Annotated in this window: 16 protein-coding genes and 1 riboswitch; of the genes, 4 read left to right on the top strand and 12 right to left on the bottom strand. The window is 46.3% G+C overall.

What is annotated here, in order from left to right; all coding sequences use genetic code 11:
* Position 1: 1 nt before the first annotated feature.
* Entirely contained in the window at positions 2–688 is a 687-nt protein-coding gene (locus GI364_RS04915) for a 3'-5' exonuclease (protein ID WP_198852580.1), read from the top strand.
* A gap of 136 nt (positions 689–824) precedes the next feature.
* Here the strand turns inward: GI364_RS04915 and GI364_RS04910 are convergent, their stop codons facing one another.
* From GI364_RS04910 to GI364_RS04895, 4 genes are all read right to left on the bottom strand, one after another.
* Positions 825–1334, bottom strand: a complete 510-nt coding sequence (locus tag GI364_RS04910) for an NUDIX hydrolase (RefSeq protein WP_198852579.1) — start codon at positions 1332–1334, stop codon at positions 825–827.
* 93 nt (positions 1335–1427) lie between these two features.
* Positions 1428–1553 carry a DMT family transporter gene (locus tag GI364_RS25325; RefSeq protein WP_370541849.1) on the bottom strand — a complete coding sequence of 42 codons (126 nt, stop codon included), beginning with the start codon at positions 1551–1553 and terminating at the stop codon, positions 1428–1430.
* Positions 1528–1695: a DMT family transporter gene (locus GI364_RS04900; protein WP_198852577.1), complete on the bottom strand. Its 168-nt coding sequence runs from the start codon at positions 1693–1695 to the stop codon at positions 1528–1530. The genes GI364_RS25325 and GI364_RS04900 overlap by 26 nt, the downstream gene beginning before the upstream one ends.
* A 174-nt stretch (positions 1696–1869) precedes the next feature.
* On the bottom strand, positions 1870–2736 hold the full coding sequence (locus GI364_RS04895) for a Cof-type HAD-IIB family hydrolase (protein WP_198852576.1): 867 nt from the start codon (positions 2734–2736) through the stop codon (positions 1870–1872).
* A gap of 678 nt (positions 2737–3414) precedes the next feature.
* Here GI364_RS04895 and GI364_RS04890 point away from each other — a divergent pair.
* Positions 3415–4257: an HAD family hydrolase gene (locus tag GI364_RS04890; protein ID WP_198852575.1), complete on the top strand. Its 843-nt coding sequence runs from the start codon at positions 3415–3417 to the stop codon at positions 4255–4257.
* On the opposite strand, the gene GI364_RS04885 is transcribed toward GI364_RS04890, so the two are convergent.
* A complete protein-coding gene (locus GI364_RS04885; RefSeq protein ID WP_198852574.1) occupies positions 4254–5456 on the bottom strand; it encodes an SCO family protein in 1203 nt (400 codons plus the stop codon). The two genes, GI364_RS04890 and GI364_RS04885, sit on opposite strands and share 4 nt — an antisense overlap.
* Before the next feature lie 219 nt (positions 5457–5675).
* Here GI364_RS04885 and GI364_RS04880 point away from each other — a divergent pair, with 219 nt between their 5' ends.
* Positions 5676–6524 carry a sensor histidine kinase gene (locus GI364_RS04880; RefSeq protein WP_198852573.1) on the top strand — a complete coding sequence of 283 codons (849 nt, stop codon included), beginning with the start codon at positions 5676–5678 and terminating at the stop codon, positions 6522–6524.
* Between the two features lie 184 nt (positions 6525–6708).
* On the opposite strand, the gene GI364_RS04875 is transcribed toward GI364_RS04880, so the two are convergent.
* From GI364_RS04875 to GI364_RS04865, 3 genes are all read right to left on the bottom strand, one after another.
* The gene (locus GI364_RS04875; protein ID WP_198852572.1) at positions 6709–7986 is read right to left on the bottom strand and encodes a type II restriction enzyme; all 1278 of its coding nucleotides are present in this window, start codon (positions 7984–7986) and stop codon (positions 6709–6711) included.
* Entirely contained in the window at positions 7973–8812 is an 840-nt protein-coding gene (locus tag GI364_RS04870) for a DNA adenine methylase (protein ID WP_233096016.1), read from the bottom strand. The genes GI364_RS04875 and GI364_RS04870 overlap by 14 nt, the downstream gene beginning before the upstream one ends.
* A gap of 175 nt (positions 8813–8987) precedes the next feature.
* Positions 8988–10187 (bottom strand): MFS transporter, encoded by a 1200-nt coding sequence (locus GI364_RS04865; RefSeq protein WP_198852571.1) that lies wholly within the window; start codon positions 10185–10187, stop codon positions 8988–8990.
* Between the two features lie 367 nt (positions 10188–10554).
* On the opposite strand from GI364_RS04865, the gene GI364_RS04860 reads away from it, so the two are divergent.
* Complete coding sequence (locus tag GI364_RS04860; RefSeq protein WP_198852570.1) at positions 10555–11703, top strand: hypothetical protein; 1149 nt, start codon at positions 10555–10557, stop codon at positions 11701–11703.
* 148 nt (positions 11704–11851) lie between these two features.
* Here the strand turns inward: GI364_RS04860 and fdhD are convergent, their stop codons facing one another.
* The 4 genes from fdhD to GI364_RS04840 all read right to left on the bottom strand — a co-directional run bounded on the left by fdhD (position 11852) and on the right by GI364_RS04840 (position 18602).
* Positions 11852–12649 (bottom strand): formate dehydrogenase accessory sulfurtransferase FdhD, encoded by a 798-nt coding sequence (gene fdhD / locus GI364_RS04855; RefSeq protein WP_198852569.1) that lies wholly within the window; start codon positions 12647–12649, stop codon positions 11852–11854.
* 142 nt (positions 12650–12791) lie between these two features.
* Positions 12792–13775 carry a lipoate--protein ligase gene (locus tag GI364_RS04850; protein WP_198852568.1) on the bottom strand — a complete coding sequence of 328 codons (984 nt, stop codon included), beginning with the start codon at positions 13773–13775 and terminating at the stop codon, positions 12792–12794.
* Between the two features lie 38 nt (positions 13776–13813).
* Positions 13814–15892, bottom strand: coding sequence for a putative bifunctional diguanylate cyclase/phosphodiesterase (locus tag GI364_RS04845; protein WP_233096143.1), 2079 nt, complete (start codon positions 15890–15892; stop codon positions 13814–13816).
* Between the two features lie 102 nt (positions 15893–15994).
* A riboswitch (cyclic di-GMP riboswitch) is annotated at positions 15995–16083 on the bottom strand.
* Positions 16084–16211: 128 nt separating this feature from the next.
* Positions 16212–18602, bottom strand: coding sequence for a Lon protease family protein (locus GI364_RS04840; RefSeq protein ID WP_198852566.1), 2391 nt, complete (start codon positions 18600–18602; stop codon positions 16212–16214).
* Between the last annotated feature and the right edge of the window lie 228 nt (positions 18603–18830).

Below are 18830 nucleotides of genomic sequence, written 5' to 3'. Positions count from 1 at the left end.
CGTGCAATGGCCCTGGACACCGTCCCAAATGAAAAACCCCATTGACTTACACCGCCGTACACTTCTGAATGACACCGAGTTTGGCGCAGGGGCATGGGACCAGTCATTAGATGATACTGACTACTTTGTCTTTGATATAGAGACCAGTGATTTTTCCGTAAAAAAAGGCATCGTGCTGTCCGTTGCCGCTGCAACATCGAGAATTGATGCCTCCCCTACTATCGACACGCTTCAGTATTATCTAATCGCTCACAAGGATCTATCAATTGTGCCGGATAAAATTTGGAGATTAACAGGCCTATCACCTGAATTATTACGGAATGGTGTGGATTTGAAATCGGTTTTGTTTGAGGTGCTTCAATTGGCGGACAAAAAGGTTTGGATAGCTCATCACGCCAGACACGAGTTGTCTTTCCTGCACAGATACACGAGGGATTTTTGGAAAATGAGAATTCAACCGATCATCATTGACACAGCCCTGGTTGCACAAGCCCTTCTTGGTCAGTCTTTTGTTCCAACACTCGATGAAGTTTGCCATTGGCTCGATGTCCCCATTGGTTCAAGACACCGCGCTGACGCGGATGTGACGATGACAGCGTTAGTCTGGCAGAAGGAAGCAAAGCTCTGTCAGTCGAGAGGTCTTCAGACCGTTGGTGAGGTGCTGGAATGGACGCGGGCTCGAGCGTAGAACTCTGCACAAAAAGTCCACCAAGACATCCATTCAAGTTCTCGGCAGACTCTGCGCGTGAGATTGGACAGCTTAATTCAGAAAGCCTCGCAAGGAAACAGAATGCGGCAGCACAAGCGTGCTGCCGCATACACTTTCACACGGGAACAACTCTGTCAGCGTTTCTCGTGAACACTATCCTTCTTAGTTCTTTCCGGCTCTGTATATACTTCTCAATAACGGGTTCATCGAGCGGATTTAAAACTGAAGGAATTTTCTGAAGCTGAAACCACTGGACGTCCAGACTCTCCGACAGGTCAAGCTTAATGTGTCCCGCGTATGAAGTTGTCGTATAAATCACGGCTGCTACATAAACCTGATGGCCGTTCGGATATTCATAAAATGCTTCCGATCCCGAATGCAAACAAAACAGTTGCAGGTCCTTTACCTCCAATCCAGTCTCCTCAAGAACCTCGCGACGTGCTGTTTCTTCAAACGTTTCCCCCATCTCCATGGATCCTCCAGGCAGACCCCATGTGTCATTGTCACTGCGATGCTGGAGCAGAATTCTGCCGTCAGCATCCTCGATGACCACGGCCGCAGCAGGCATAATCAGTGGTCTCGCTCCAACCATTTCACGAAGTCCCATGATATATCCTGTAGACATCCTATCACTCCCCATTCGTTGCCTGTTTGCAAGATAAGCTAAACGTAGCACGATTGATAGAAATTTTAAACGTGTAAATAGGACGGTGGTTGACTATGATTTTTTGTAATAAAATAGAAATACGGCTGCCCCCATGAATACTAGGCCCAGCAACCTCTGCCAATCAAAAGGAATCACCCGTCCTCCAAACAATTCAAAGTTGTCGATGACAGCACTCATCATCATCTGCCCTGCAATAATATAAAAAGTTCATCAATGAAGCTTCGAAAACCCCAATGCGTTTGCCAAGCGTACCGTTAATTCCTCCTTGAAATGCGTTTAAGATTCCCGCCAGAAGGGGAAGCAAAATAAGAAAGCGCATCGTCTCTACTCCTCTCGTGCACCGTATCGTAGTCTTGCACGTTTTTTCATTATACAAAAAAGTTCAGGTCGTTCTTTAACGACCCGATTTCACCTCAACATGTAATTATCACTCGCGATGCTTTTTGGGGTTCAGCGGCAGGTGCAGCTGACATGGAAGGTAAACAACTGAAATCTAGACGGACACAGACAACTGTTGACAATCTTTCAAAAATGCTGCAACGGCATGGTTCTTAACATGTCCGATAGAGTACATCGCTGCCTGCTTGATTTCCTCAACCGCATTGGCCATGGCAATCCCAACGTCTGCCTCGGATATCATTTCAATGTCGTTGAAGTGGTCGCCAATTGTGAAAATACGATTGTCTCGACGAACCTTCATGCTCTGGCTAACCTGTATGCCAAACCACTTTGACACACCCGCGGCCATCAGTTCCACGTAATTGTCACTTGAAAAACACACGTGGAGTTCCCGTGCAAAGTGAGCAGTGATAATACCGATTACACGCTGGAGCTGTCTTTTCGTTGATTCCGAATCGCAAGTAATTTTTACCCCAATTTTTAATACCTGAGAGCGATTTGACAAGTCATAAATGTTGGAGAAAACACGTGGATGCAGGTTTTCATCTGTGACAAACGGTTCAGTTAGAGATTCTCTGTGAGAAACCCACATATGCCTGTCTGAGGTATCCATATAGACCCAAACACCCGGTATTCCTAACAAGACAGGTACAATGGCATTGACAAACTGAGATTCGATGGGGGTGGAAACGTGGCTGTGTGAAACGGGATCGTATATATAGGCGCCGTTGCACAAGACAAGTGGAGCAGTGATGGGGAGCTCTTGAAGGAATCTTTCAACGCTTTTGTAGGATCGCCCTGTTGCGAGTGAAAATCCAAATCCCGCCTCAACAAACCTGTGAATTTCTGCGGATGTGATACTGGACAAGCGGTTATCATCAGATACAAGGGTGCCGTCAACATCGCAGTACAACACATCGCCAGGCACAGGAGACAGAACCGGACGAGAAAGAGTGGACACGGTAACACCTTCCTTTTCCCAAACCTCAAAATAGCTTTCTCTGTCGCTGTATTGACCGAGCTTCTGTTTATCTGGAATAGCGATCGGATCGGAACTTGCGTGTCGAGGACCGAAAGCGCCTGTCGAATAGCTGACTATCTGTGTAGTCGTGCAAATTCACGGCCTTATCTTTCGCAGGTTGTGCAAAATCTCCAAAGTGCACGACATCCGGCCTTCCATACCTTCGAATCAACTCCGGTTTCGGAATGCCGTGAGTTCGTTGGCAGTGTACTGACGTCAGAGCCTCTAACACCTGCATGCAAGCGGGACACCGTACCAGAATGACCACTCCCTCAAACAAAGAATAGAGTTGAAGCAGGATCTCATGGTGTATTTGCAACTAACTTCAGGATATGCTTCGGATGTAAATAAACGGTTGTGAGTATCTTAAGATTTTGTAAAATTCAGCAGATGCTTCAGCAAACTAACACCGAAAGCACTGACGCGCACAGCAACTTCATGTAGATGCATAGTATGTTAAAAATGATGATATATACAAAAGATCAAAACTATTTACAAAATCTTAACTTGTCGGCCTCGAGTGTGCTGATTACCATTAGGGCTGATTACCATTAGGCTAGGTTTTTCAATTCTAAAGAATGCGATAAGTAATAATTCTAGTATATTATGCCAAAAGGGGTGACTTCCCTGAACAACCCATTCGTTTCAAAAGATGCGCTTAACTCCCTCAAGCGGTGTAAAGTTTTTATTTTTGATTTAGACGGAACCGTCTATGAAGAGACCTCACACTTTGCTGTGTTTGAGCGTGAACTCGCACATTTACTGCCAGCTCATGCCCGACCGGAGTTTCTCGCAACTGCCAGGAATGTCTTGTCTGGTAAACACTTCCTCTACTTTGGCGACGGCTACCACGCAGAAAGCAAAAGCATCGTAAAAGACGGAAGCTACTTTACGTGGACAGGCGAGGCACTGTCGAATGGGCCCCACGAGGCTCATGGGATTCATTTTGCTGACGACCCTTGGGGTATTTACGGCGTTGTAGCGCGTCATTTTGGATTGTCACAAAGGGCGATTCAAAGTGCTTTTTTAGCTACGAGACGGCACATGCAATCTTGTGATTTTGTCATGACCCCTATGCCCGGTTTAGCTGACGCAATCAAACACTTGTTGCGCAAAGGTGTTCATTTGGTGCTGATTACAAACAGTCCTGAACCCGACAGCATGGCTATTCTCAATAAACTTGGTTTGTCGTTCGCATTCGAACAAAAGATTTTTAATGCCAAAAAACAAGTCAATGCGACCTCTAATTTTCAACAACTGCACCATTACTACCAAGTGCCGTATGAGCACATGGTAAGTATCGGCGACCACTACCGCAACGAAATTGCCCCTGCAGTTAGGCTCGGCATGAAAACCATCTGTATCGATAGGTATCTAGCAGTCGATCGCCCTGGAGTAACCGTCCAACTGTCCCATCCCAATCAAATCGCAACAGTACTCCATACAGTGATTGCGCATTAACTTGTCTTGTGCAGGACTTTCGACACGTCCTGTTGTAGTTTGCTCATCTTCAACCACTCATCGTGATGCCAAACAATCTGACCGGAAGCATTTGTCAGAGAAAACCAGGTCAAATCCTGTGAACCGTAGCTGTCTGCCACTCTTCCTGTTTTATCAACAGCTACTTTGATATGCAAATTTGGTATCTCCGAAACAAGTTTTTTGACTGGCTTCAAACTTGGTTCCAGGGTTGCTACATCCACCGCTACAACCTGCGGACTTCCTGGCAGGCTTGCATACTTGTTCAATTCAGTCAGTTTTTCTTTAATGTTCGGTACAAACGATGCGAAGAACACCACCAAATGCGGCTTTTTCGGGCTTAAAACAACCGTTTTTGACAGTCCCGTTGGCGTCATGGCCGGCAGCGTAACCTTCTGCTTCGGACCCTCATTTGGTGTCTGATATTTCACCTGTGTGATATTGGGTTTCTTCACAGACTGCGGAAGGTATTTGGCAATATCCTTTGCAATAATATGCGACTCTGCATTGATTGAAGAATACTGACTCGGTGTCAAGTACAAAAGCTTCTCGTTCCCCTTCGGCCCAATAATGTAGAGCGCTGGCGTATGGTCAATCTTTCCGTTCACGACTCCTGAATACACATAATAGTCCTTCCACACTTTTTCCAACTGTTTCTTTGGTGCAGTGAGAAAATGCCAGTCATTTACCATGCTGTGCTCGACAGAGTATTTCTTTACGTCTGCGACAGATGTGTCCTGAGGGTTTGCGTTGATTCCAAGCAACTGCACATGTTTTGCCGCCGTTGGTCCAAGAAGTTGCTTGGCTTCCAGCATGTCCTGAGTCGTAAGTGGACAAATAGTAGTACATGTACTGTCCACAAATGCCAGGACAACTGTCTTCCCACGGAATTCTTTCAATGAAATCTTTTTCCCAAACTGATCGGTGAGGGTAAAATTCGGAGCAGGGCGATTGTGCATCGTATCACCCGTGGTCAACACGTTTTTGCTCGAGTTTGCGTTCGCGTTGCCTGACGCTTTTGTACTGTTGGCAGCGCCTGCAGCTTGTGAAGGGGGCGAAAGACTGGGACTTCGTCTCGCAACCGGTTGCATTTTTGCCTTCGCTATGGATAAAGCAGTAATTCCGACAACCAGGACTGCGATGGGAATTAACCACGAATTACTCCACACATTTTTCTTCATTGTCTGGCCTCCCTGATGAACCTCGATGGTACTGGATTGGTGTGCACTGATATAAATTCAAAACTATAACAAAATGCACATACGCATACGTCTTAATCTGAATGTTGGCGTCGTTTCTCTTGGTATAATGTTGTAGAACTCAACCATTCTTACTTTTAGTATATACCTGAAGTAGTTCACAGAAAATACATAAGTGGTACGAGTGAGAGGAGAAGGACGATGACTCTTGGGCGAACCAGGTGGCTGCTCTTTATAGTGCCTGCTTTTATCATTGGCACATTTGAAACCATTCGTCATACGATTCTCGAAAACATATTGCCTATGGAACTGGGCAATTGGATTACCGCCCTGATTGACGCTATCGTCATTGCGGCAATTTCCAAGTCAATCATTCAGAGATTGCATCAAGCGGAACGGGAGGTCCATGAACAACAGCGCGTGCAAGCTATCGCAGAAGAAAGAAAACGGCTTGCATCTGTACTGCACGATGAAATTGCTCAATCCCTGTTTTACTCAGGAGTCCATTTGAGCGCTGCGAAAGAACGAGCTGAACACTATGGTGATGCAGAACTCAAAGACAGTCTGGATGAAGTCATCTTGTCGTTACGAGACATTGACAATAATGTGCGACAATCTATTTTCAATTTAAAAAACGATCCAGTCGGAACGGCATCAGTATACGACCGATTTCGGTCCTATCTTGATAAGCGCCTCACCAATACCTCTGTAGAATGGGAACTGGACGCACCGGAGACTCTCCCCGGACTGAGTGAATCGAGCCAAGTGCAACTATTTAGCATACTCCAGGAAGCCATTACGAATGTTGTCAAACACGCCAATGCATCTCACATTAAAGTAGCGTTGCAGAGTACTCCTGATGCTCCAGGCGACTGGACTTTCTTGATTGAGGACGATGGAATTGGAATTGGCAATCCTAAAACTGAAACCAGACACTTCGGTTTGGAGATTATGGCACAAAGAGCACATGACTTAGGAGCTGCGTTCTCCCTAGATTCACCCGTCTCGGGTGGCACTGTTATTTTAATCCGACACGATTCACAGAGATAGCCCCATAGGGTCATGGCAGATTTTAAAAACAGGTGTATGTTTAAAACGTAGCAAGGCGTTAGCCCTTTGGCTACTCAGAGGGTCAAGGAGCTAACTGTAAGTGGTCTCCCTAGGCAATAGCGAGTATATCTGTTTACATGCATTCCCTCGTCCTAGACGGGGGTTTTGCATGTCGTTTTGACGATTATAAAATGGGCAGTCGAAAAATCCATTCAATCCACTTTTCGATGGTTTGTGCCCTGCGGAAATAGGTGCTTTCCTGACCAACACGGTACAAATTACACAGACGCATTATTTCTACGATTCGATGCCTCTCGGGCAGATGTCCCATTTGAACCGTCTCCTGAAATATACGTCGGAAAACCTGATGAGACAGAATAGTACTGGTAAGGGCAAGATACTTCTCCTTGTACGGTAACCGCATAACCCGGACACCCTGCTCAGTTAGTGTAAACGCTACTTCACCCTGATCATTTCTAAGGCGCTCAATGAACCCTAGATACATGCCTGCACTTGTATAATAATTCGTCTGTCGGCTGTCAAAGTTGTAGTTGGATGTAATCTGCTCTTTACTGAGGTCTTGCTCAAACAAGAGGTTCATTAGGTCAACGACGCGAGTGAAACTGTCGGCCTGAGGGAAGGGTAAGGCCGGTTCGGGGATAACAGAATGCTTACTGATGAGATTGTGAATGTCTGCTAAGGAGATGTCCTCATGTTCAACAATGTAGTGTTGTTCTGTGAGCAATTGGAGAGAATTGTAGTTTAGAGAATCTGTAAACTCGTAGACAAAAAAACTGAAAACATCATTGGAGTGGGTAAAAAACACCGGCTTGACTTCCTTATGCGTCTTAGCGCTCCACAAGCGGTAGGGATAATAAAGCTGTCGAATCAAAAAATCTCTCGTGCTTTCCTTTTTTGCTTCAATCAGCAGCATGTAGTTTTCTGTTTCGTAGCCCGCGTCCACTTCAACCTGAGAGTTCGATACAGAAATGCCGTGTCTATTCCCATCTTTTGTCTCGATGGAAAAAGCAAAGCTGTCTGAAGACATTCGTCCAGATACAGTAGGAAGTGACTTCTCTGCTACCAGTCTGTCAATCATTCCTGTGACATAAGCGCAGTGGAGTGCCGCACTTTCTGAATACAGGTTCGCAGGCTCAATCGTTGTAATACCACTGGGAAAGGAAACGGGGACCGGAGACCGTTTCGTGTCATATTTGACCGTCTGGTATGCGTTAAAGGTTCCAATGATGTACCTGTTGCGAGAAATTGGCAGGATGGAAAGGTGATTTCTTCTAAACACCTCCGGCAAATTGGAGTGATGATCAAACTTTGCCATCAGACGCGGCTCTCGCACCGTTCGAATCTCGTTGGCGGAAATCTCAAAGAAACCGTTGTGTTCCACTTCATGAAGAATTTTGTGTCGTTCGAACAGCACGGCCCACGCATCATCATTGCGGCCCATAATTCATCACCAGTATCTCATCTATTTTTCCCCGCTTTGCAGCATTGGAATTAATGGCCCGTTTGGCGTCAACAAACACCTGTCTATAATCCTTATACAAGTCTTTAATAAACTGGGTTGCCGAGTTGCTTAACATGACTTTGCAGCCCCGCCGCGACAACTCATCGACCGTTTCTTTGAGGCGAATCTGTTCCATTTTACCAAAGCCGCCCAAGCTGTAGCCGGTAAATGAGGATGTGTCAGAAACGGGATCGTAGGGGGGATCGAAGTAGACAAAATCACCCGCCACCGCATCCTTTACGGCATCCGCGAAATCGGTATTCATGACAGATACGTTGCTCGATAAAAGGTATTCATGAACGGCCAGAAGGGTTTTCTCATTCTTAATATTCGGCTTCTTGTAATCCCCGAAAGGAACGTTGAACTGTCCTTGACTATTCACCCGGAACAGACCGTTGTAACAAGTTTTATTTAAATAAATAAGCCGTGACGCTCGCTCTACAGCGGACAGTCTGGTATAGTCAGATTTTCTGTCCAACTCCCGCAGAGCATAAAAATACGCCTTGTTGTTTTCATGCTTCGCCAGGTCTTCCAGCAGACTTTCAACATCGTCTCGTATGACGGTATAAGCATTGACGAGTTCTTCGTTGACATCGTTGATGACTGCCTGCGCGGGATGAAGGTCGAACAGTACAGCGCCTCCGCCCACAAACGGCTCAAAATATGTGTGATAGTCTTTCGGTGCCTGTTCTCGAATGTCACTGAGTAACTGTCTCTTGCCGCCAGCCCACTTCAAAAACGGCTGCAAATACTTCTTCACTGCCACGTCAACGACTCCTACCATAGTTTCTACTTTAGTCTTAAACTCGAGTTCCGGTTCAAATGGAATTCGAACGCATGTTCCCACTCTTCTATTTTAATGAAATTGAAAGTATGGCGCAATGACCATTGTGACGTGCGACCGCTCACTACACACACTTGGGACGCATCGGTTCTGCCCCTCACATGCTCTGGTCACGCGCTCTGTGCAACCCCCACACAATGCCTCCGGCCGCAACCATACTTCCACCGGCAATAGAAACGCCGCTCCATCCCCAAAGGGCCCATGCCGTGCTGCCCAAGGATGAGCCGATGGCACCGCCAACAAAGGCAGAAACCATGTAGACTGTATTGAGCCTGCTTCTCGCTTCCGGAATCAAACTGTAAATCCTGGTTTGGTTTAAGATTTGCGCACCCTGCACACCCATGTCCAATAGAATCACACCAAGTATCAGACCCCACAGTGTGTGCCCCAGAAAGCCAAAGCAGACAAAGGCAACAAGGGTTATGCTGCCTGCAAGTCCAACAATCCACTTTGCAGGCAACTTATCGGCAAGCCTTCCGGCGATGGGAGCGACCATTGCGCCGACAACGCCCACTAATCCAAACAGGCCGGCAATCTGACTACCGTAATGAAATGGTGCCTCTTCAAGAAGAAAGGCAAGAGTTGTCCAAAAGACACTGAAAGCACCAAAAAACATAGCCCCAATGAAGGAGGCTTCCCGCAGCGTTCGTTGTCCGACGATTAGCACTCCAATAGACTTAATGAGTTGAACATACCTGAGTTTCGATGAGGGAACATCTTTTGGAAGACAAAAACGCAGAACAACAAAAAGCACCAACATCATGACTGCCGCAATCCAGTACATACCGCGCCAGCCTACCAAAGACCCAATATAACCAGCCACTGTTCTAGCCAATAGAATCCCTATTAGCAACCCGCTCATCACAGTGCCTATAATCTTGCCTCTTTGACCAGGATTGGCAAGGTGAGCTACCATAGGAATAATGACTTGCGGGACTACAGTAGTAAAACCCACAGCGAAACTGGCAATGTCCAGCCAAAGAACAGTCTGTGCATTTGCTACCCCGATGAGAAGAATGGCTACTGCAATCAGGAGAGTAGATATAAGCCTTCGACGTTCCCGAATATCTGCAAGCGGAACAAACACCAGCATTCCAATGGCATACCCAATTTGAGTCGACATGGACACAATTCCAACTCTTTGCGGAGTTGAGTGAAACGAACGCGCAATATCAGCCAAAAGGGGTTGATTGTAATACAAATTCGCAACAGTCATCCCGCATGCAATCGCCAGAATCAAAATCATACCGCCAGATAAGGTTCGCTCTCTCACAGGTACACTCGTTGACACACTCATTTTACGACGCCCCCTTGCAGTAATCATTTGAATTATGGATGAAGTGCACCACACACCACTATAAAAAAGTGAGTATTGGCTTTGATATAATAATCAAAGGAGAATAGAATTGCAAAGTGGTAAGTTTGGATTAGCCGAAACCGCCTGGATGTAGATTAAAATTGCTAAGAGATAGTCAACTAAATGCCATCGGCCCCCGCAACCAGCGTCAAACCTTCGAATTATATAGGGAATCGTTCTGACTGCTGTTGCTCGCAACGTACAAATGTGTACGTGCACGGACTAAATCCTCTGCATATTTGACTACTCATACATAGTTGCCTTATCTCCTGTCAAAGTGTTGCATAAATTAAAAGAGGTGAATTAAGTGAGAACCCTGAAGGGCTACGAGGCAATTGAACTGGCGGAACGATACGACATATTACTCTATAAATTTACGACTCAAACAGAGGTTACGGCTTCGGAGGCCAGAGACGAAGTGCAAAATCGAGGCAATGCTTCTGCATACGTCATTGAAGCATGGCCTGACAGTGAAGAGGAAGCCGAACAAATCATACTCAAAAAAATGGAAGAAAACTTACGAACGATTCGAACATCTGCAGCAACCATTGAACAGTTAACCACAACCTCTACCGGCGACCGGTTCATGCACCCTGTGGCCACAGAACTTGCTGTCGACCGACTGGTTGAAAAGGGTACCCTGTCTGCGTTTAGAGAGTCAAACGGCGACATAGTCTATGTTCTCAGTAAGCGACTTGCGTTTACGGAAGATTTTCTTGACCGTATGCGAGACGTAGTGTGCGAGGAATGTGCAGACCTGAATCTTGAAGGCCCGTTTCACGAGACTTGTCTTCTGGATTTATTCGAGTTTCTCCATACCTACAAGCTAAGCTTGGAAGACTTAAGAGAAGTCACAGACCTGTCAGAGGACACGAGAGCGCACGGAGGACAGAGCATCTCAAGCAGCGGTATGCAGTGGCTGTCAAAGACCGTTTCAGTCACGCGATCGCGCTGGAAGACAGTACTTGAACCCCTGCTCAAGAACCGAAGCACAGACAAGCCCGCAGACACAGAGGCCGATGAAGCCTCGGCTAATCCGGCGGTACAACCACCAACTCCGACAGAGGATGCAGAAGCTTATTCTGATGCGGTGCATACGGAAGCGGTCCGTAATGAGGCTGTGAAAGTTGCGAACCCCAGCCCCCGAGACACGGCAAACGGACGCCCGAAAATCACCAAGAAGGAACTGATTCAGTATCTCCAGAGTATTGAGGTACTCGACGAAGGCGAACTGGATGTGTTGAGAGAGGCACGGGATGAATTACTGCGCGATTTGGATGAGAAGGACAACCAGATTCGACAACTGATACAGCAAAAGTCCAGACTTGAGACGCAGTATGCACAGCTTCAGCAGGACATGGATGTGATGGTCCGAGCTATGAGAATTGCACGACAACACGATACGTCTACACCCACTGAAATCATCACAGCCTATGAAAGTGACCAAGAAGCATAAACGAGTCCTGCAGCAACTCTGTAAGCTTTTACTCAGGATGGAGAAGCAGACTCCACCATTGCACAGAATCACATTCACAACCTTCAGTGGAATCCCGCACTGCGCCGATTAAGCCATGGACAGAGTTGGTCCATGGCTTATCTGTGCTTCAATCGAGATTCACAACCCGGTCTGGCCTGGTATAGACATTTAAGGATTCACCTCTGATAAAGCCGATAGTGGTAATCCCCAATTCTTCTGCAGCGGTCAGTGCCAGGTCTGTTGGGGCGGATTTTGACAAAACAATCTCACAGCCTATTTTGGCAACCTTCATTAAAATTTCTGATGAAATCCTGCCGCTGAAAACGACAATTTTGTCCTGTAAGTCAATCTTCTCACGCAGACAATACCCGTAAATTTTGTCCAGTGCATTGTGTCGCCCGATGTCCCGTCTCGACAAAACTGTCCCATCTGTCGTACATAACGAAGCGTTGTGAACGCCCCCAGTAGATTGAAACAAATCCGACTGTTGCTGAAGTTCATCTATCAAGTGGAAGCATTCGTCAAAGGTCACACGGACATGAACGCCCTCCATCTTCTTTGCAGTCAACTCGTCGTTGACAAACACGAAACCTTGCCTCGACATACCGCAACAAGAGGTCACAACTCGCTTAGCCCGAAACAACTGCCGGAAACGCTGCAGATTCTGGACTTCGACATGAGCGACACCTTGAGTCCGTGAGATTGTCAGACTCTTGACCTCATCAGGGGATTGAATGACTCCTTCGGAAGCCAAAAAGCCAAGCGTTAGGTCTTCCAAATACTCCGGTGTACTCACAATAGTTGAGAATTCTTCCCCATTCACTTTAATGGTCAGCGGATATTCAGATACAACCAAGTCGGTCATCTCGTCAACATGGCCATTTTTATATCGGTAAATCTTTCTCTCTTTTTGAATCGGTTCCATAGCTCTGACTCCTCGATGAGACGGCACTCAAAAAAACTGCAGGTGTTCTTCTGACCAAATGGTCACCTGTAGAATATCAGAAGCATTGTCTAATTTGAAGCTTACACTTGTTCTGTCATATCGGAGATTGCACTGTCATCCTCTAGAACAGACTCAAAAACTCATCAAGACTAATGTCGCCAAAGTAGTACGAGAAATCAACGTCCTCAACCGCTTTTCGTATGTCAGCATAGTTGTATCTGCATTTCACAAGTCTGTCTTCAATGTTTTTCATATCACCTGTTCCAAAGAAATCTCCATAAAGCTTGCACTGTTCAACCCACCCGTTCTTTACGTCCAAACGAATATCAATCTTGCCAATGGGGAACCGCTTTGACCGCCGCACATTAAACTCCGGAGACCTGCCGTAATTCCAGTCCCAGTCCCGGTACCTGTGTTCGGCGATGAGGTGAATTTGACGCCAGTCTGACTCTGTAAACTCATAAGTGGGAACAGTTTCAGCAGAGAATATCGTGTGCAGCAATTTCTGGCGGAAATCCTCAATCGTCATATCCGTTTGTAGATACTCCCTGATGTTGGCCACCCGTCCCCGAACAGACTTTATGCCTTTGGATTCAATTTTGTCCGCCTGAACGTTCAGTGCCGCAGTAACGGCTTCCAAGTCAACGTCGAACATCAAGGTGCCGTGATTGAACATGCGGTCGTTTGCTGTAAATTGGGCGTTGCCCGAAATTTTCTTTCCGTCTACTTCAATATCATTTCTGCCCGTCATCTTTGCATCCACGCCCAATTCGCGCAGCGCACTGGTCACAGGTTCTGTAAAACGGCGGAAGTTCCTGAAACTGTCAACCTCCCGATTGGTAATAAAACTAAAGTTAAGATTCCCAAAATCATGGTAAACTGCTCCTCCTCCGGAGAGACGTCGAACAACAGGCAGTTCCCATTCCCGTACATACACCGGATTAATCTCCTCAAACGTATTTTGGTTTTTTCCGATGATAATACAGGGTTTGTTAATATAAAAGAGAAGATAAGTTTCATCATCATTCATACCGGAGACAATATACTCTTCCATGGCCAAGTTGATTGTTGGATCCGTCACACCTTGATTGTCCACAAATATCACCCTTGTCTCCTCCTTTCGCTCGTTTTCCTGATTGTCAGTTACACGTCTATTCTCAACGGCTCGTTGTCAGTGAGTAACCGCTCCAGTGCGGAAGCTGACAGGGATTTGCTGAACAAATAACCTTGCGCTTCATTGCAGTCCCGCTCCTTAAGAAAACGTAATTGTTCCTCATCTTCAACGCCTTCTGCAATGAGATTCATCCCCAGACTTTGTCCTAAAGAAATGATTGAAATCAAAATACTTTCGCATGTTGCGTCACGCCATGACAATCCTTCAACAAATGAACGGTCAATTTTAAGACTGTCGATTTCAAAGCTGTTCAACAGTGAAAGCGATGAGTATCCAGTTCCAAAATCGTCGAATATGATTTTCACTCCCATTCGCGCCAAATACCGAATGTTTTTGGCAGCAACTTCGATATTCGTCATAAACGCCGTCTCTGTTATCTCTAACTCCAGCAACTGCGGTTGGACCCTATATCGTTGGAGTGCTTCTCCGACAAAGTCTGCGAAAGCAGGCTGTACAAACTGATGAGCCGAGACATTTACCGCAATGGGAACATCCCTGGCACCTTGAATGTCCCAATCTTGCAACTGTTTTAGCACCGTTTCCAGAACCCATTGACCAATAACATCAATGAGCCCCATATCTTCGGCAACCTTTACGAAATCGTCTGGCGAAACCATCCCTCGAGTTGGATGAAACCAGCGCAAGAGTGCTTCTGCCCCTGTAATTCGGTAGCTGCCAAGGTCGACTTTGGGTTGATATTCAATCACAAACTCCTCGTGCTCAAAAGCGTGTCGAATGTCATGTTCGAGTATCAGCCGGTCTTCAAACTTGTCATTCATTCTCAATGCATAAATGCTGATGGCGTTACGACCCTTTGCTTTCGCATCATACATCGCTGAATCCGCATTCTTTAAAAGGTCTTTAAGAGTCAGTCCATGTTTCGGATACAAAGCGATGCCAACGCTAATGGTAAGGCTGAACTCGTGCTCTCCCACGGCGACAGTTTCTTGCACAGACTGAAGAATTTCTTCACCGAGTAGCCACAGTTCTTCTCTGCTGCAGTCGTCGCACACCACAATAGTAAACTCGTCTCCTCCTGTCCGACTCACCACGTCGTCCGCTCCTACACACTCTATCAGGCGATTCGCAATCACTTTAATGATTTGGTCGCCTACGTCATGACCAAACGTATCGTTAATCCATTTAAAACGATCAATATCGAGCATCATCACGGCACACAGTTTGTCAGGAGTTGACGACACGAGGCTCGTAAAGGTGTCTTCAACTACGCGACGGTTTGGGAGATTTGTAAGGGGATCACGGTAAGCCAATCGGCTAATTTCTTCCGCTGCCAACCACTGCCGTATTGCAAGTTCAGCCAATTGACTGTACGTGTCGTAGAGGTCAATTTCAGTTTGCGTTGGTGGACTGGCAAAAACATTGTGAATATCAATGTTGCCTATGGTTGCGCCGGAAGAGGAAAGGAGACTTTTGGACCACAAATTATTGTTTATACGATTGCGCGATCCAACGTAAAAGTGATGATTCCCCGATTCCACAAAAATTCTGCATCGGCGGTGCGGGCTTTTTGATTCAATCTGGGAAACAATCTCAGTCAACGTTTCTCTCACTTCAGTACCCTGAGCAATCAGGTTGAGAACTGCATTTTGACCTCTCAGCAAGTCTTCCGCATATCGAGTGGCTTGTTCTGCCCTTTTCCTTTCCGTAATATCTCGAATAAAGAGCTGTACAGCCGGATGTCCGTCATACCGGATACCCACACCCATTCCCTCAACCGTCAAAATGCGGCCTTGAAAGGAAATGACGTGTTCCATCAACTCAATTGTATTTCCTTCTTTCGCCATGGCATGATCCGATCGGTAAATCAGTTGCTCCCGTTCGTTTGGATCAACGAGATCGAAAATAGAGTATCCCAGCAAATCACGAGCTTCAGGTACACCCAGCAGTGTTACGGCAGCGGGATTCGCATAGATAATCTCTCCATTAACATGTACAACAATGGCCTGGGGAGAAAGTTCCACCAAGTTCCGATACCAGTCTTCAGACTGGTATAGTCTTGCCTCACGGTGCTCGCTGCCTTCTCTCATCCGCTTCACCCTTATACCCTTCATCTGAAAAAAAGTCCTAACAAAATGCAAATGGACGGTGCAGTCGGTTGCGCCGTCGATTTAATAAAGCAATTTATTCAAATCGGCAACCAAGCAGTCATAGACCAAGGCGGATCCTTAGACTTTGGCTTTGCGCCCCAACATTTCTAATTGGTTTGCCTTTTCCAATTTTTCGTATCATCTATAAATCATAGTATAACCTAAAAGAAGCCGACGCGATATTAAAGTATCACATCGGCTTCTTTAAGATACTTTTTGTATATGCGCAAACAATAGTAGATTGTCCATATTCCCGCACTCATTCCTTGTAGCTTTTCGCATATTCTGTCAATTTCTTTTGAATGGCTCCAAAAATCGTGCTTTCAGGGCAGGGTGACGTACCGGCAGTATATCCTGTCAGGAGTTCGATGCCTTCTCTCACGTTTTTCACAGGCCAAATATGAAAGGAGCCGTTTCGAAGCGCAGCAGCCACTTCAGGAGAGAGAAACAAGTTTGCTACGTTTTGTTGGGGTATCATCACACCTTGATTGCCAGTCAATCCTTGTGCCTCGCAAACGTAAAAGAATCCCTCAATCTTATCGTTCACCCCCCCAATGGGCTGAATGTCCCCGAATTGGTCCACGGACCCGGTAACAGCAATCCCTTGATTAATCGGCACATTGGCTAATGAGGACAACAGTGCATAGAGTTCGGTGCTAGACGCGCTGTCTCCGTCAATCATGGAATATGTCTGTTCAAAGACAAGTGTCGCCGATATGGACAGGGGATACTCCTGGGCAAATTCTCCGGATAGATACCCGCTTAAGATAAGCAAACCCTTATCGTGAATGTGCCCGCTCATGGCCGTTTCCCGCTCTACATTCACTACTCCACGCTTACCAATTGACGTGCGGGCCGTGATTCGATGGGGCTGTCCAAACAAGAAGTCACCAGCGTCGAGAATAGCCAGTCCATTAATCTGTCCAACCCTTTCTCCTGATGTGGCCACTTTAATAGTGCCGTTCAACAACAACTCCAATACTTTTTCTCGAATCAGATCTGACCTCTTTCTTTTTTCCGAAATAGCAGTTTCAATATGACTGGCCCCTACTATTTGTTTCTGCGCCTCTACAGCGTGATAGTTAGCCTCCGTGAGTACTTCTATGACAGGATTAAATCGGGTTGACAACTTATGTTGATTTCCCGCTTGTCGTGAACTAAAGTCAACAATTTTCGCTACCGCCTCAGCCGAGAAGGGTAAGAGTCGATTACTGCGGGCGTAGGTAGCGACAAAGTTAGCGTACATTAATATACTCTCAGGTGTCCTCTCCATTTGGGAGTCAAATTCTACCTTCACCTTAAAGAGTTTGTGGAACGCGTCGTCTCGGGTATGCAGAAGATGATACATCTCAGGCGTTCCCAGTAGTATGACTTTGACGTTCAGAGGAACAGGTTCAGGACGTAATCCGGACTGTGACATCCAAAGTGTCTCCTCGGCAGGATTGTCAATTCGAATTTCGTTTCTCATCAAAGATCGTTTCAGGCCTGCAAAGGAAAAAGGATGACTCAGCAAATCCTGCGCCTGTAGAACCAGATATCCACCGTTCGCTTTATGCAGAGAGCCAGGTTTTATCAAAGTGTAGTCGGAGGTAAGCCCGTGCTGATTCCCTCTGTACTCTATTTTTCCAAACAAGTTGAAGTAGGTAGGGTTACTTTCCAACACAACTGGTACGCCGCTGTGCTTCTCATGACTTACCAGCACATTGACTTGATATCGGTGCTTTAAGTCCTGGTTGGGTCCAGGAGATAAATGAATAGATTGTTCGGCATCTAAATTAGAATGAAAATAAGAATGGTTCTCGACAATATCGCGCTCCAACAGTGTTAGATACTGGTTTACCTTATCAGTCGGGAAATTCTTGCGAAGTTCATCGAAGAGATGTTCAATGGCATAGGCAGCTGTTCTTTCATCCAAAGCCTGCTGCGCAACGCGCGCTTCCTTTTGCAAACCTTTGATTTGCCGTTGTGTTTCATCAAACATGTCCTCAAGGGGTTTTCTCCGGGTTCGAACCTCTGCCCTGTAATCTGCATCCATAGCAGCAAGTCTCTCACTGGAAATGGGTTTCCCTTCACTGTCCAACGGTAAGGTAACAAAACCAGTGGAAGTGCGCTGCAGCACCATGCCGTATTGTTGCGCTTCCACTTGCAATGCGGTCCATAATTTTTCAGCCCGATCGTTAAACGACTTAAGCTGTTGTGCGCTTTCCTGTGCGTACTCTTCACTGTCGAACTGCCTCATCAGAGACTGCTCTACTTCCGAAGTTAAGGTGGTCATTGCGGTTCGAAACCGTATACCGTCGCCTGCCGGTAACCTGAGCGCGAGAGGCTCATCTTGAGATAAGAAGTTAAAAACATAGCACCAATCGTCAGGAGCCGGGTCCGTGCATGCACTTTTCTGCAGTACTTGCATCGTATAGGTAGTCTTGCCTGTCCCTACAGGACCAGAAACAAATAAATTGTATCCGGGTGCACGTATGCTTAGTCCAAAATCCAACGCCCGGACAGCACGGGGCTGACCAATAATACTGTCTTGTATGCCGGGGAGTTCCTCAGTCGACTGAAAAGAAAAGTGTTCAGGGTCAGTACAGCAGATGGTGTCATCAGGACTTAACTCAAGCTGGGTATACTTTTCTCGCGATATTTGCTCCACCACTATCCCTCCCTCAACCGCTCTCAAAACTGCTCCAGAATCCGTCGCAAGCAGGGGTGACGACGCTTGTCTTAACCATACACTCAACGAAAAAATCTGAAGAGATGATTTAGGACTAGTCCATCTGAATTCTCCGTCAATTCCACAAAAGGACTGATCATTAAGAATCGGGGGAACTCCCCCGATTCTAATGGTCAATCCTTTTCAATTAGTGAATTCTGCTAACTA

It is taken from the genome of Alicyclobacillus sp. SO9 (assembly GCF_016406125.1).
Classification (GTDB): domain Bacteria; phylum Bacillota; class Bacilli; order Alicyclobacillales; family Alicyclobacillaceae; genus SO9.
This window is presented reverse-complemented; position numbering and strand designations above follow the sequence as displayed.

Bases quoted from the DNA above. Each gene is read 5' to 3' on its own strand.
- GI364_RS04885 (WP_198852574.1), bottom strand. From the start codon at position 5,456: ATGAAGAAAAATGTGTGGAGTAATTCGTGGTTAATTCCCATCGCAGTC.
- GI364_RS04880 (WP_198852573.1), top strand. From the start codon at position 5,676: ATGACTCTTGGGCGAACCAGGTGGCTGCTCTTTATAGTGCCTGCTTTT.
- GI364_RS04865 (WP_198852571.1), bottom strand. From the start codon at position 10,187: ATGAGTGTGTCAACGAGTGTACCTGTGAGAGAGCGAACCTTATCTGGC.
- GI364_RS04875 (WP_198852572.1), bottom strand. From the start codon at position 7,986: ATGGGCCGCAATGATGATGCGTGGGCCGTGCTGTTCGAACGACACAAA.
- GI364_RS04845 (WP_233096143.1), bottom strand. From the start codon at position 15,892: ATGAGAGAAGGCAGCGAGCACCGTGAGGCAAGACTATACCAGTCTGAA.
- fdhD (WP_198852569.1), bottom strand. From the start codon at position 12,649: ATGGAACCGATTCAAAAAGAGAGAAAGATTTACCGATATAAAAATGGC.
- GI364_RS04900 (WP_198852577.1), bottom strand. From the start codon at position 1,695: ATGCGCTTTCTTATTTTGCTTCCCCTTCTGGCGGGAATCTTAAACGCA.
- GI364_RS25325 (WP_370541849.1), bottom strand. From the start codon at position 1,553: ATGAGTGCTGTCATCGACAACTTTGAATTGTTTGGAGGACGGGTGATT.
- GI364_RS04910 (WP_198852579.1), bottom strand. From the start codon at position 1,334: ATGTCTACAGGATATATCATGGGACTTCGTGAAATGGTTGGAGCGAGA.